General features: G+C 64.0%; 13 protein-coding genes and 1 other RNA gene. 11 read left to right on the forward strand and 3 right to left on the reverse strand.

Translation table 11 applies throughout. The features are described from left to right. Positions 1-229: 229 nt before the first annotated feature. Positions 230-1,090: a YicC/YloC family endoribonuclease gene (locus ACVOMB_RS19245; protein WP_481532663.1), complete on the reverse strand. Its 861-nt coding sequence runs from the start codon at positions 1,088-1,090 to the stop codon at positions 230-232. A gap of 110 nt (positions 1,091-1,200) precedes the next feature. Between ACVOMB_RS19245 and rph the strand changes: the two genes are divergently transcribed. From rph to pepQ, 8 genes are all read left to right on the forward strand, one after another. Further along, on the forward strand, positions 1,201-1,929 hold the full coding sequence (gene rph / locus ACVOMB_RS19250; protein WP_481514458.1) for a ribonuclease PH: 729 nt from the start codon (positions 1,201-1,203) through the stop codon (positions 1,927-1,929). Continuing rightward, positions 1,926-2,315: a VOC family protein gene (locus tag ACVOMB_RS19255; RefSeq protein WP_481532664.1), complete on the forward strand. Its 390-nt coding sequence runs from the start codon at positions 1,926-1,928 to the stop codon at positions 2,313-2,315. Before rph ends, ACVOMB_RS19255 begins: the two co-directional genes overlap by 4 nt. Then, positions 2,312-2,911, forward strand: coding sequence for an RdgB/HAM1 family non-canonical purine NTP pyrophosphatase (rdgB, locus tag ACVOMB_RS19260; RefSeq protein WP_481532665.1), 600 nt, complete (start codon positions 2,312-2,314; stop codon positions 2,909-2,911). Before ACVOMB_RS19255 ends, rdgB begins: the two co-directional genes overlap by 4 nt. A 16-nt stretch (positions 2,912-2,927) precedes the next feature. Continuing rightward, positions 2,928-3,428, forward strand: a complete 501-nt coding sequence (locus ACVOMB_RS19265; RefSeq protein WP_481532666.1) for a hypothetical protein — start codon at positions 2,928-2,930, stop codon at positions 3,426-3,428. Positions 3,429-3,469: 41 nt separating this feature from the next. After that, positions 3,470-4,699, forward strand: coding sequence for a radical SAM family heme chaperone HemW (gene hemW, locus ACVOMB_RS19270; protein ID WP_481532667.1), 1,230 nt, complete (start codon positions 3,470-3,472; stop codon positions 4,697-4,699). Positions 4,700-4,769: 70 nt separating this feature from the next. Beyond that, positions 4,770-7,295 carry a DUF1631 family protein gene (locus tag ACVOMB_RS19275; protein ID WP_481532668.1) on the forward strand — a complete coding sequence of 842 codons (2,526 nt, stop codon included), beginning with the start codon at positions 4,770-4,772 and terminating at the stop codon, positions 7,293-7,295. After that, positions 7,292-7,639, forward strand: a complete 348-nt coding sequence (locus ACVOMB_RS19280; protein ID WP_481532669.1) for a PilZ domain-containing protein — start codon at positions 7,292-7,294, stop codon at positions 7,637-7,639. The genes ACVOMB_RS19275 and ACVOMB_RS19280 overlap by 4 nt, the downstream gene beginning before the upstream one ends. 82 nt (positions 7,640-7,721) lie before the next feature. After that, positions 7,722-9,050 (forward strand): Xaa-Pro dipeptidase, encoded by a 1,329-nt coding sequence (gene pepQ, locus ACVOMB_RS19285; RefSeq protein WP_481532671.1) that lies wholly within the window; start codon positions 7,722-7,724, stop codon positions 9,048-9,050. A gap of 1,048 nt (positions 9,051-10,098) precedes the next feature. Here pepQ and ACVOMB_RS19290 read toward each other — a convergent pair. Together ACVOMB_RS19290 and ACVOMB_RS19295 are read right to left on the reverse strand one after the other, a co-directional pair. Further along, entirely contained in the window at positions 10,099-11,424 is a 1,326-nt protein-coding gene (locus ACVOMB_RS19290; protein WP_481532670.1) for an aminopeptidase P N-terminal domain-containing protein, read from the reverse strand. 8 nt (positions 11,425-11,432) lie between these two features. After that, positions 11,433-11,978, reverse strand: coding sequence for a YecA/YgfB family protein (locus tag ACVOMB_RS19295; protein ID WP_481532672.1), 546 nt, complete (start codon positions 11,976-11,978; stop codon positions 11,433-11,435). A 125-nt stretch (positions 11,979-12,103) separates the two neighbouring features. On the opposite strand from ACVOMB_RS19295, the gene ACVOMB_RS19300 reads away from it, so the two are divergent. The 3 genes from ACVOMB_RS19300 to ssrS all read left to right on the forward strand — a co-directional run bounded on the left by ACVOMB_RS19300 (position 12,104) and on the right by ssrS (position 12,891). Next, positions 12,104-12,325, forward strand: a complete 222-nt coding sequence (locus ACVOMB_RS19300; RefSeq protein WP_282273125.1) for a TIGR02449 family protein — start codon at positions 12,104-12,106, stop codon at positions 12,323-12,325. Next, a complete protein-coding gene (locus ACVOMB_RS19305) occupies positions 12,322-12,621 on the forward strand; it encodes a cell division protein ZapA (RefSeq protein ID WP_282273119.1) in 300 nt (99 codons plus the stop codon). Before ACVOMB_RS19300 ends, ACVOMB_RS19305 begins: the two co-directional genes overlap by 4 nt. Before the next feature lie 85 nt (positions 12,622-12,706). Further along, positions 12,707-12,891, forward strand: a non-coding RNA gene (gene ssrS / locus ACVOMB_RS19310) — 6S RNA. Positions 12,892-13,145 lie beyond the last annotated feature (254 nt).

Here is a 13,145-nt window from a genome sequence, read left to right on the forward strand (position 1 = left end):
GCTCGTCTGTCGGCTGGTATCCGCAGATATCATGTTGACGGTCCCTCCACCCTGGCTCCTACATACCTCGTAGGAGCCGGGAGGAACATACAAGCCATGCTCGGCTGGGGCGTTACCGGCAAGGCCTCTGCCGAGCATGGCTCGGCACTACATTGGATCCTGGGATGGCTTTACCGAGCATGGCTCGGCACTACGCTGGATCCTGGCCGAGCGTGGCTCGGCACTACACTTACTCGATGTTCTGGACCTGTTCGCGGATCTGGTCGATCAGCACTTTCAGCTCCACGGCGGCGTTGGAGGTGCGCGCGTCCACCGACTTGGAGCCCAGGGTGTTGGCTTCGCGGTTGAACTCCTGCAGCAGGAAGTCCAGGCGACGGCCCACCGGCTCACGCTGGCGCAGCACGCGACGGATTTCCGAAATATGGCTGTCCAGACGATCAAGTTCCTCGTCCACGTCGAGCTTCTGCAGCCACATCACCAGTTCCTGCTCTGCCCGGCCCGGGTCAACCGGGTGCGGCAGGTCAGCCAGGCGTGCGGCCAGCTTGACCCGCTGCCCTTCACGGATGGCCGGGATCAGTTCGCGCACTTCGGCTGCAATGCGCTCGACCGAATCGACGCGTTCGCTGATCGCCGTCGCCAGCTTGTCGCCTTCACGCTCACGCGCCTGTACGAAGCTGGTGACGGTCTCTTCCAGCAGGGCCAGCGCTTCAACATGCAGGGCGGCACTGTCGGTGGCCTCGGCACGCAATACGCCGGGGTGTTGCAGCAGATCGGTGAAACCCACCTGCATCCCGGGGAATCGCCCCTGCAGGCGTTGGGCCAATTCAGACAGCTGCTCGACCAGCACCTCGTTGACTGCCAGCGAGGTGGCGGCTTCCGGCGCGCGCAGGCGCATCACCAGGTCGAGCTTGCCGCGGCTGACCCGGGCGGCAATGCGCTCGCGCAGCTGCGGCTCCAGCGCACGCAGGTCCTCGGGCAGACGCACGCCCACTTCCAGGAACCGGTGGTTCACCGAGCGCAGTTCGCAGCCCAAGGTGCCCCACGCGGTGATGCGTTCGCCGCCGGCATAGGCGGTCATGCTCCGAATCATGTGCTTTCCGATGTGTTTCAAAGGGCGAATGGTACCCTAGCCACCTCTGGACGCTGGTGCATCCACCACCCAGACGCCCGCCAGTTCACCTCGTACTAACCGGATTCCCCATGACCTTTTCCCGTCCCAGCGGCCGCCAGGCCGACCAGATGCGCACCGTCACCATCGAGCGTTCCTTCACCCGCCATGCCGAAGGCTCGGTGCTGGTGAGTTTTGGCGACACCCGCGTGCTGTGCACCGCCAGCGTCGAGAACCGGGTCCCCGGCTTCCTGCGTGGCAAGGGCGAAGGCTGGGTCACCGCCGAATACGGCATGCTGCCGCGCTCCACCCACACCCGCTCCGACCGTGAAGCCGCGCGCGGCAAACAGGGTGGTCGCACCTTGGAAATCCAGCGCCTGATCGGCCGCACCCTGCGTGCCTGCATCGACCGCAATGCGCTGGGCGAACGCACCATCACCTTGGACTGCGACGTGCTGCAGGCCGACGGCGGCACCCGCACCGCCGCCATCACCGGCGCATACGTGGCACTGGTGGATGCAGTGAACCTGCTGATGAAGCGTGGCGAGATCAAGCGCAACCCGCTGTTCGGCGCCGTCGCCGCGGTCTCGGTGGGCGTCTACAAGGGCCAGCCAGTACTGGACCTGGATTACCCCGAGGACAGCGACTGCGATACCGACATGAACATCGTCATGAATGACGGTGGCGGTTTCATCGAGCTGCAGGGCACGGCCGAAGGCCACGCCTTCCGTCGCGACGAACTGGACGCGCTGCTGGTACTGGCCGAAAAGGGCATCCGCGAGCTGTTCGACGCCCAGCAGGCGGCTTTGGCGCAGGCATGAACCGGCGCCTTTCCCTGGTCACCCTCGTAGTCGCCGACTACGACGAAGCCATCGCCTGGTACACCGGCAAGCTCGGTTTCCAGCTGCTGGAGGATCTTGACCAAGGCCGCAAGCGCTGGGTGGTGGTCGGCCCTACTGATGGCAGCGCCGCGGCGCTGCTGTTGGCACGTGCCAGCAGCGAGGAACAACGCAGCCGCATCGGCAACCAGACCGGCGGCCGCGTTGGCTTCTTCCTGCACACCGATGACTTCCATCGCGACCACACGGCAATGCTCGCGCAGGGCGTGGAATTCCTCGAAGCCCCGCGCGATGAACCCTATGCCACGGTCGCGGTGTTCCGCGACCTGTATGGCAACACCTGGGACTTGTTGGAGCCCAAGCAATGAAACTGGTACTGGCCAGCGGCAACGCCGGCAAATTGAAGGAACTGCAGGCGATGCTGGCGCAGCTGCCGCTGCAGATCGTGCCGCAGCGCGAGCTGGGCGTGGACGATGTACCGGAAACTGGCCTGACCTTCGTCGAAAACGCGCTGATCAAAGCCCGCCACGCCTGCACGGTGACCGGCCTGCCGGCGCTTGCCGATGACTCCGGGCTGATCGTCGATGCACTGGACGGCGCGCCCGGCCTGTACAGCGCGCGCTATGCCGGCAGCCCCACCGACGATGCTGCCAACAACGCCAAGCTGCTCGATGCGCTGCGCGACGTCCCAGCCGAGCGCCGCACCGCGCGTTTCTACGCGGTGATCGTGCTGCTGCGCCATGCCAACGATCCGCAACCGCTGATCTGCGAAGGCAGCTGGGAAGGCCGCATCATCGACGAACTACGCGGCAGCAACGGCTTCGGCTACAACCCGGTGTTCCTGGACGAAGAACTGGGGCTTACCGCCGCGCAGATGGAGCCGGCGCAGAAGAACGGCCGCAGCCATCGCGCCAAGGCGCTGCAGCTGTTGTTGCAGCAACTGTCGCAACTCAAGCGCGATTGATCACGGAGGTCAAGGAATGACGCTACGCCGCTATCGGACCCGCATGATACTTGTACAGGCGGTCGCCATCCTCGGCGGCATCAGCGGAGCAATCGTCGGCGGTCTGCTGGCCTATGACGGGACGTATCCCTGGCTTACGCTCCCGTTGTGGTCACTGGCCGGTGTACTGACGGTCGGATTGATCTCAGCACCCATCATGTGGCAACGCGTTGTGCTGGACGAGAAAGCAGGACATCTTCGCTACCACAACATCTCCACCGCGCACCGCTGGCGTCAAATACCACTGTTCGACGTACTCGAAGTTCGTTACGACAACTTCGCGGACAACCGTAAAGGCATGGTCTCCGGCCTGTACCTGCATATGCGCAACGGCACCCGGCCGAAAAGCCATCGCCTCATGGACAACGAGATGGGCAGTTACCAAGGACCTTCGCCGATGTTCCGTGACATCGCCGCTACGGTGCTTCGCGCACAGCCACGCTCGCTGGTCGATCCAATCCTGCTGGCCACGCAGTAACGCCCCCACCTTCGAACTCCCAATATTTCCAACAGCCGTCCATGCCGCACTCCCACGACCACTGCAACCACCTTCCCGGCGACTCCTGTTCGGTCGATCACGGCCACGCTGCCGGCGTGCAACTGGTGCCGCCGCCGCTGGCGCTATACGTGCACCTGCCGTGGTGTGTGCGCAAATGCCCGTACTGCGATTTCAACTCGCACAGCGCCAAGGGCGAGTTGCCGTTCGATGCCTATATCGATGCGCTGATCCGCGACCTGGACCAGGACTTGCCGTTGGTGTGGGGGCGTGTGGTCAGCAGCGTGTTCTTCGGTGGCGGGACGCCCAGCCTGTTCCCGCCCGAGGCGATCGACCGCTTCCTGCAGGCAGCCAGTGCACGGCTGCGCTTCGCGCCGAACCTGGAGGTCACCCTGGAGACCAACCCGGGCACGGCCGAACACGGCCGCTTCGACCGCTACCGTGCCGCTGGCGTGAATCGCATCAGCTTTGGCATCCAGACCTTCAACGACGAAGCGCTCAAGCGCCTGGGTCGTATCCACGACAGCAACGAAGCCGAACGCGCGGTCAAACTGGCGCAGGATGCCGGCTACAAGAACTTCAACATCGACCTGATGTACGCGCTGCCGCAGCAGACGCTGGCCCAGGCCGAATACGACCTCGAGCGCGCCTTCGCCCTCGATCCCACCCATATCTCGCATTACCAGCTGACGCTGGAACCGAATACGGTGTTCTTCGCCCGGCCACCGCAAGGCATCCCCGACGAAGACAGCGCCTGGGACATCCAGGAACATTGCCAGGCCCTGCTCGCCGAGCGTGGCTATGGTCACTACGAGGTCAGCGCCTATGCCCGCGACGGCTGGCAATGCCAGCACAACCTCAACTACTGGCGCTTTGGCGACTACCTGGGCATCGGCGCCGGCGCCCACGGCAAGATCAGCTCCGGCGCCGAGCAGCACGTGCTGCGCCGCTGGAAGCACAAGCACCCGCAGACCTTCATGGACACCGCCGGCAGCCTGGCCAGCATCGGCGGCGATGACGTGATCAGCCCGGAGCGGCTGCCGTTCGAGTACATGCTCAATCTGCTGCGCCTGCACGAGGGCTTCAGCCTGCGCGATTTTGAATCGCGCACCGGTTTGGCACGGAGCGTGCTTCTACCTTCTCTGGCAATGGCAGTTGAACGTGGCTGGCTCGCCAGCAACGGTGAATACTGGACTCCGACCGAGCTTGGTCGCCGCTTCACCAACGATGTGGTGGAGCTGTTCCTGGCGTAAGACCTGCGAAAAGTGGCCGTTACATCACATAAATGATAGAAAACGCCCATTCAGGGGGAAGGAACACAGGATGTCAGGCACCGCACCACGCTCAGCCAGCCAATCCATGGCAAGGATCGCCACTGCGCCGGTATCTGCCCGCGTGCGTCACTTGTTGGAAAGCATCTTCCAAGCCACCGATGAAGTCCTGCGCACGCCGCTGCAGCTGACCGCCATCGAGCTGGAGCGCGCCTTGTTCAAACGCGCGGAGTTGGCCCACCACAGCCAGGTTCAGTCCGACATCTACGCCCAGCTGCGGGTGTTGCGCGAGCATATGGAACAGTTCCCGGATCTGTTTCTTGACGCGCTGGCCGTGCAAGTAGCGAGCTTCAAGGATCCGCCCAAACCCGACCAGGAAGCGCACGCAGCGACATTCAAGTCGATGACCCTGGTCGAGGACACCGACATCGACCGCGACATCGTGCTGCATGAAATGGCGCGTCGCGAAGCGTTCCGCGCCCCCAGCCCACTGCTGTTGTTGGGACAGCGGTTTGCAGTACTGGCTGCGCAGCCAGCATTTGATCCAGAGCGTCTACCGGTCGGCCCCTACGCGCAGTGCCGGGCACTGCGCGACGCCGGCGAGCAGATGCAGCTCAACCTCGATACCCAGCTGGTGCTGTTCCAGGTATTCGAACGCATGACCATGACGCGCCATGCTGAACTGGTAGACCGCCTGAATATCCTGCTGGAGCGCGAAGGCGTGCTTCCGGGTCTGGTGTATAGGCCACATCTTCCGCGTCCTTCCGCCCCGCGAGGCGCGGGTGCTGCTGGCGGACAGGCCGATGCTGGCGGCGCCGGGCCTCGCTCCGCAGGCGCAACCCCGCTGACCAGCTGGCAAGGCCAGGCTCCGGCTGCATCGTGGGCCAATATTTCCAATGAGCTGTTGGGCAGCCCGGCAGCTGCACCTACCCAGGTCAGCGCCGAGCCCGTGCAGATGCCCGCCAGTAGCGCCGCCATGCCACCGATGGAAAGCCTGCACAGCCTGCTTGATGCCGCCCGCCACGCGCTTACGCTGAGCTCTGGTGCAGGCGGTGGCGGTGGCGGTGGCGGTGGCGGTGGCAATGCTGGTGCTGGTGCAGCCGCAGGCGCAACGGGGGGGGCTGGCGGCATGCCCGACTTTGCCGCCCTGCAGGCGCACGCACAGGCACACCACGCCGCGACAGGTTCAGCCGCAACTGCCGGCACGGCTGCATACGCTGCTGCAGGCAACGCCAACAGCGCAAGCATTCCAGCCCAGCCCGTCTCCACCCAGACCGCGCTGGACGTGCTGGGCAAGCTGCAGACCGCCGCCTCGTCTTCCGGCAGCCGCCACAGCATGGCCGACATCCGCAACGCGATGATGGCGCAGGTCAAGGCCGACCACGGCCCTGCTGCGACGCTGTCGGTGCAGGACGGCGACACCATGGACCTGCTGGGCATGCTCTACACCGAGCTGCAGCGCGAAGTGCGCAGCGAGGGCCCGGCCGCTGACCTACTGCGGCGCCTGCAGGTACCGCTGGCGCGCGCCGCGATCAGCGACCAGGAATTCTTCCTGCGTGACCAGCACCCGGCCCGCGAGCTGCTCAATGCGGTCGCCGAGTCCGGTGCGGTCTGGCTCAGTGACGAAGACAGCGATCCCGTACTGCTGCTCAAGCTCAAGGACGCGGTCAACAAGGTCGTCAACGACTACCAGGGCGACGAGTCCGTCTTCGTTGAAGCCAACGACATCATCCAGGGACATCTGCGCTCGGCGGCCCGACGCGCGGAGATGGCCGAGCGCCGACAGGTCGACGCCGCGCGCGGCAAGGAACGTCTGGAGGCCGCCAAACAGCTGGCCAACAGCACCATCGACGACCTGTGCCAGACCACCGAACCGCCCAAGTTCGTACAGACCCTGCTGCGCAAGGCATGGGCCGACGTGCTTACCCTCACCCTGCTGCGCCAAGGCGAAGGTTCCGAGGAGTGGCAGCAACGCGAACAGGCCACGCGCCGCATCAGCGAGATCACCGGCTTACCGCCCGGTGGCGCGGCCGATGTCAGCTTCGGTGAGGAAATCGAACAATCGCTGCTGCAGGTGGGCTACCACCAGGATGAGGCTGCGGCCATCTCCCGCCGGCTGTCCACGCCCGGCGGCGAGGATGAGATCACCTCGCGCACCGAACTGACCGCCAAGCTCAAGGCACGTACCCGCTTGGGCGAGGCCGGCGAGCCGGAAGAAGAAGAGCGCCGCAAGAAAGTCGAGCCCGCCCGAACCGAAGAAGAGGAAGCGCACTACCGCCAGCTGCGCACCCTGCCGTTCGGTACCTGGTTCGAATTCACCGTCAACCAGCAAGGCGACAACCGGCGCCAGCGCCTGTCGTGGTACAGCCTGATCACCGGCAATGCGCTGTTCGTGAACCAGCGCGGCCAGAAGGTCTCGGAGAATTCACTCGACGCGATGTCACGGCTGATGGCCAAGGGCCAGCTGCGCATCGTCACCGAAGACAAGGGCCGCCTGATCGACCGCGCCTGGCAGGCCACCGTGCGCGCGCTGCGCTCGATCGCCGGCCAAGCCTCCAACAGCGGGGAATCCGCATGATCACCAATACCCGCCGCGCACCGCGCCTGCAGGTGCCCGAACTGGTGCAGGTACGTGACCAGATGACCGGCACCCAGATCGGCCGGCTCGGCAACGTGTCCGAAACCGGCATGTTGCTGATCACCTCCGTGCCCATGCACGAGGACGCGCTGTATCAGCTGCAGTTCCCGATCCCTGACGGCCGCGGCGGCCACCTGCAAATTGACGTTGGCGTGCATCTGCTGTGGTGCGAGCCCACCCATGCGCCCGAGCAGTCATGGGCCGGGTTCCGCTTCCTGACGCTGGACAAGGCCCATCGTGAGCGCCTGGTGCAGTGGATCGAAGGCAACATCCCCGCAGCCTGAGTGCCGAAAACGGCACAGCAGCAGCAGGCTGATTGCGGCAAAATTGGGGCCTGCATTCCGCATGTCCCAGCGAGCCACCGCGATGAACCAGCAAGATCCAGGCAGCCTGTACGCCCACCACCTCGGCGAAATGATCCGCCGCGCCGACACGGCGCTGGCACGCGCTGGTTTCGATCACCTGGTGGTTCCCAGCGGCACTCAGCACTACCAGGTGTTCGATGACCGCGATTACCCATACGCGGTCAACCCGCAGTTCAAGACCTGGCTGCCACTGACCAAGCTGCCCTATAGCTGGCTGATCCACACCCCGGGCAAGCGCCCGACCCTGGTGTTCTACCAACCGTTCGACTACTGGCACGTGGTACCGGACGCCCCGAGCGGCTGGTGGGTGGAGCATTTCGATATCCACATCATCCGCAAGCCGGACGAAGCGCTGGCCCTGCTGCCAGCCGACCCGAGCCGCTGCGCCATCCTCGGCGAGGCACAGAGCGCACTCGGTGGCTTTGCCCCGAACAACCCGGCGGCGGTGATCAATTACCTGGAATGGCACCGCGGCTACAAGACGCCGTACGAGATCGCGCTGATGCGGCAAGCACAGGCATTGGCCGTGCGTGGCCACCGCGCGGCCGAAGCAGCGTTCCGCTCCGGTGCCAGCGAGTTCGAGATCCACATGGCGTATTGCAGCGCTGTTGGTCAGGACGCCAATGAGCTGCCGTACGGCAACATCATCGGCCTGAACGAACATGCCGCCGTGCTGCATTACACCGACCTGGGCAAGCAGGCACCGCAGCCGCTGCGCAGCTTCCTGATCGACGCCGGCGCTTCGGCGCATGGTTACGCCAGCGACATCACCCGTACCTATGCAGCAGCCGGCCACGACGAGTTCCAGTCCTTCATCGATGCGATCGACGCGGCGCAGCTGAAGATGTGTGCGGCGGTACGCCCGGGTTTTGACTACAAGCAACTGCATGTTGATGCGCACTTGTCGCTGATGGGCATCCTCAAGGATTTCGGCGTGATCACGGTTTCGCCGGAAGCAGCATTGGCGACTGGCGTAAGCGCTGCATTCTTCCCGCATGGCATTGGCCATCTGATCGGCGCGCAGGTGCACGACGTGGCAGGCTTTGCCGCCAGCGAAGACGGTGGCCGCGTCGAACGCCCAGCCGGTCACCCGTATCTGCGCATGACCCGCGTATTGGAGCCAGGCATGGTGGTGACCATCGAGCCGGGCCTGTACTTCATCGACATGTTGTTGGACGAGGTGAAGAAGGCCGGCAACGCCGCCAGCGTCAACTGGGACCGCGTGGACTTCTTCCGTCCTTACGGTGGCGTACGCATTGAAGACGAGGTGCTATGCACCGACGGCGAAGCGGACAACCTGACCCGCCCGGAATTTGCTGCTCAGGCCTGATGTACGGGCGACATCAGTCGCTCTGTGATTGAACCCCGGGCGCGCAATGCGCCCGGGATGATCGATACGGCGGATGCATTGATGTCCGCCTTGGCTGTCGCACCTATCTTTCGCAACCCACCCTCCTAGACCGAACCAGCCAGGCTGCAGCGTCGGCTTCGCTTTTGCTTCGGCTGTTTCCCCTCCCTTACGCGCAGCGTAGGGGAGGGCCAGGGAGGGGTGCCGTTGCTTTGCTTTGCTTTGTACTTGCAGTTGCCCTTGCACTTGCCGTTGCCGTTGCTCTGCGCTTTTGACGTACGGGCCCCTTCCGCAGCGACGGAGCTGGCAGACAAGACCCCGCACGGGGCGACGTGCATGGATGCACGTCGTTTTTCGACGATACAAGGATGTATCGTCGAAAAATCCTGCCAGCGGAGTGGACCTGTAGCGCGCAGCGCGGAAGGCGCGGAGGCAGGGTGTGCTTTCTTTGGGCCACGTTTCTTTGCACAAGCAAAGAAAGGTGTGCTCGCGCGCCGCAGGCGGGCGAAAGCCCTTGATCTTGATCTTGATTGCCGTCGCCGTTGCCGTTGCCGTTGCCGTCGCCGTTGCCGTTGCCGTTGCCGTTGCCGTTGCCGTTGGAGCGAGAGCAAAGGCAAAGGCAAAGACTTTCACTCCCCTTCGGGGCGCGAGTCACTTTTCTTTGCTTGTGCAAAGAAAAAGTAACCAAAAGAAAGCACACCCTGCCTCCGCGCCCACAACGCTGCGCGTCGTGGGTCCACTCCGCCGCCGGGATTTTTCGACGATACATCCTTGTATCGTCGAAAAACGACGTGCATCCATGCACGTCGCCCCATTCGGGGTCCTATCCGTCGGCTGCGTCGCTGCGGAAGGGGCCCGTACGTCAAAAGCGCAGAGCAACTACAACAACAACAGCAACGGCTAGAGCAACCGCAACTGCACCCCTCCCATACCCTCCCCTACGCTTTGCGTAAGGGAGGGCAAGTGCAAGGGCAAGTGCTGGGGTAAATACAGAGGCAAGTGCAACCTCTACAGCCGAGCACCTTGCGCCTCAGCGCTTGGCCATGAAGGCTTCGATCTCGTCGGCACTGCGCTCCAGCGCACCGGTCAACACCCGGTGCCCGTCCTCGGTGATCAACACATCATCCTCGATGCGGATACCAATGCCGCGCCAACGCGCCTCCACACTGCGATCGTCCGGCGAGATGTACAACCCAGGCTCGATGGTGAACACCATGCCCGGCTCCAACAAACGCGATTCGCCGGCTACCCGGTAATCGCCCACATCGTGCACATCCATGCCCAGCCAATGCCCGGTCTTGTGCCGGTAGAAACGCTGGTAATGGCGTTCGAGAATGTTCTCCTCCAGGTCACCCTTCAGCAAACCCAGACGCAACAACCCCTCGGTCAAAACCTCCACCGCAGCAAGATGCCCTTCCTCGTAGGCAATGCCCGGCTGCGCCTGCTCCAAGGCCGCCGCCTGCGCCGCCAACACCAGATCATGCAGCGCGCGCTGCTCCTCGCTGAAACGGCCATTGACCGGGAAAGTCCGGGTGATATCGCTGGCGTAACCGCGATACTCCGCACCCGCATCGATCAACACCAGATCACCATCACGGCTGCCGCTGTTGTTGTCGCGATAATGCAACACGCAGGCATTCGCGCCAGCACCAACAATGCTGTTGTACGCAGAACACGCATCGGCGGCGCGGAACTCGCGCTCCAATTCCGCCTGCAATTCGTATTCATGGATACCCGCATGTGCTGCACGCATCGCCGCACGATGTGCACTCACACTGATATCAGCTGCCGCCTGCATCAACGCAATCTCATCAGCACTCTTGTACAGACGCTGCTCGTGCAACAGATGCCCCAGCTCCAGGAACTCATGCGGCGGCTGTGCGCCATTGCGCACCTGCGAACGCACCCGGTTCACCCAGCCGATCAACTTCAGATCGAAGTCGGCGTCGCGGCCGAAGTGGTAGTACACCCGCGAGCGGCCTTCCAGCAGACCCGGCAGGATTTCGTCCAGATCCTCGATCGGATAGGCGTCGTCCATGCCGTAGTGCGAGACCGCACCATCCTGGCCTTCGCGCGGGCCGTCCCAGGCTTCACGGTCCGGGTCGCGCTCGCGGCAGAACAGGATCGCCTCACCGTGCTTGCGCCCCGGGATCAGCACCAGCACCGCCTCCGGCTCCTGGAACCCGCTCAGATACCAGAAATCCGAATCCTGACGGTACGGGAAGAACGTGTCGTTGCTGCGTACCCGCTCCGCTGCCGCAGGCAGCACCAGAATGGCGTCATCGCCCGCCGCCTCCATCAACTGCCGGCGGCGGCGGGCGTACTCGGCTGGGGTGATCCCGGACAGACGCTTCATCGCCAACCTCAGTTCAGGCTTTGCCGGTGGCGCGAGCCCATTACGCAGTCGCCATGCAGCAACAAGGCGGCAACGCGCACGAACTCTTCGATCTCGGACAGTGCATCCTCGTCTTCATCGGCACTGTCGAACTCGTCAATCGAGGCCTGCGCCAGACGCGCCAGATCCTGCAGCGCCTCTTCGCCTTCCTCGCTCAGCGCCGGGCGCTTGCCCGAAGCCAGGCCGAAACCGCCCAGGAAAGCCCGGCACCACTCAAACAATGCCTCGGTACGCACCTGCAGCGGCTCGGCGGCATCCACCAGCACCAGCTCGAAGGCGAAGTCGCGGTCTTCCAACTGCGCGACCGTGGCCTGACGCAGCCGGTCCAGCACGCTGCCAGGTTCCGGGGTCGACAGGCCGTCGTCGGCCAGCACCTTGGCCGGCCAGGACGGCTCGTCGGCGCCACCAGCGGCCAACCAGCCGCACAGTCCGCCGTGGAGTTCGGCCGGGGAAGCAGCCAGGCCCAGCGACTGGCTGGCCTGGAGGATGTCTTTGACGGAAGGAAGGTCGGTCATGTCACTGATCTGTAAAGCGGAGAGGAACGCCGGCACCGGCAAGATGACGACGGCCGCACAGTGTACCAATCGCACTGCATACTCCTTCTTGACCGGCCCTCATCGCCATGCCTATCGTTCCATCCATGGACTCCTTCGACCCCGCTGGCCAGCTGCTGGCCCTCGCCTCCCGCCTCGAGCTGCTGCTTGAGCGCAACCAGCGGCTGAGCGATGAAAACCGCAGCCTGCGCCAGCAGCAGGAACAGCTGATCAGCGAGCGCTCGCAGTTGCTGACCAAGAACGAACAGGCCCGCTCCCGGGTGGAAGCCATGATCACCCGCCTCAAGTCGCTGGAGCAGCACACGTGAGCAACAACGAACCGGTCAGCGTCCATATCCTGGACCGCGAGTACACCGTTGGCGTGGAACCGACCGAGCGCGAAAGCCTCACCGCGGCCGCGCGCGTGCTCGACGGCAAGATGCGCGAAATCCGCGGCAGCAACCGGATGGCGGCGGTCGACCGCATCGCGGTGTTGGCCGCGCTCAATCTGGCGCATGAGCTACAGCAGGTGCGCGATGAGCAACTCGCCCAGCAGCAGCGCTTTCAATCGGCCATGAACGAGTTGAACCGTCGTCTGGACCTGGCCATCGACAACGCGCGTTGACCCAGCTGACCAGCTCAGACAGATGAATCCGCAATTAGTGAAATACGACTGCACGTAGCCGTGCAACCTCGTTATACTGGCGACGCGTTCTCTGCTGTGAACGACGGCGTGTGCAAACATTCGCCTTGTCCCTTAATTACGACCACGGGGGCGCGACGGAGCCGGGTGTGCAAGTCCGCCTTGTAGCGGGAAGCCCGATGGCCCCCCAGCGTTCCCACTTGAACCCCGGGTTCAAGGTCGTTTCGCACGCATCGTCACCGCGGAGAATGCAATATTCCAGAACGGCGCCTAACGGCGTCGTTCTTTTTTTTGTCCTTCTCCCTGCGGGAGAAGCTACTAGGGCATGGGACCTTCGGTAGTGCCGACCCATGGTCGGCAAGGGCATTACCGGTAGAGCCAATGCCGACCATGGGTCGGCACTTATCTCTTAGCGGTCTGTCACCTTAGGTGCCGAGAGCCCGGCGCGGGCGACCGTTCGGCACTAGGTCTTTTCGATCGCTTGGTAGCAAGGATCCCCGCGCCGG

It is taken from the genome of Stenotrophomonas sp. STEN018 (genome assembly GCF_056760235.1).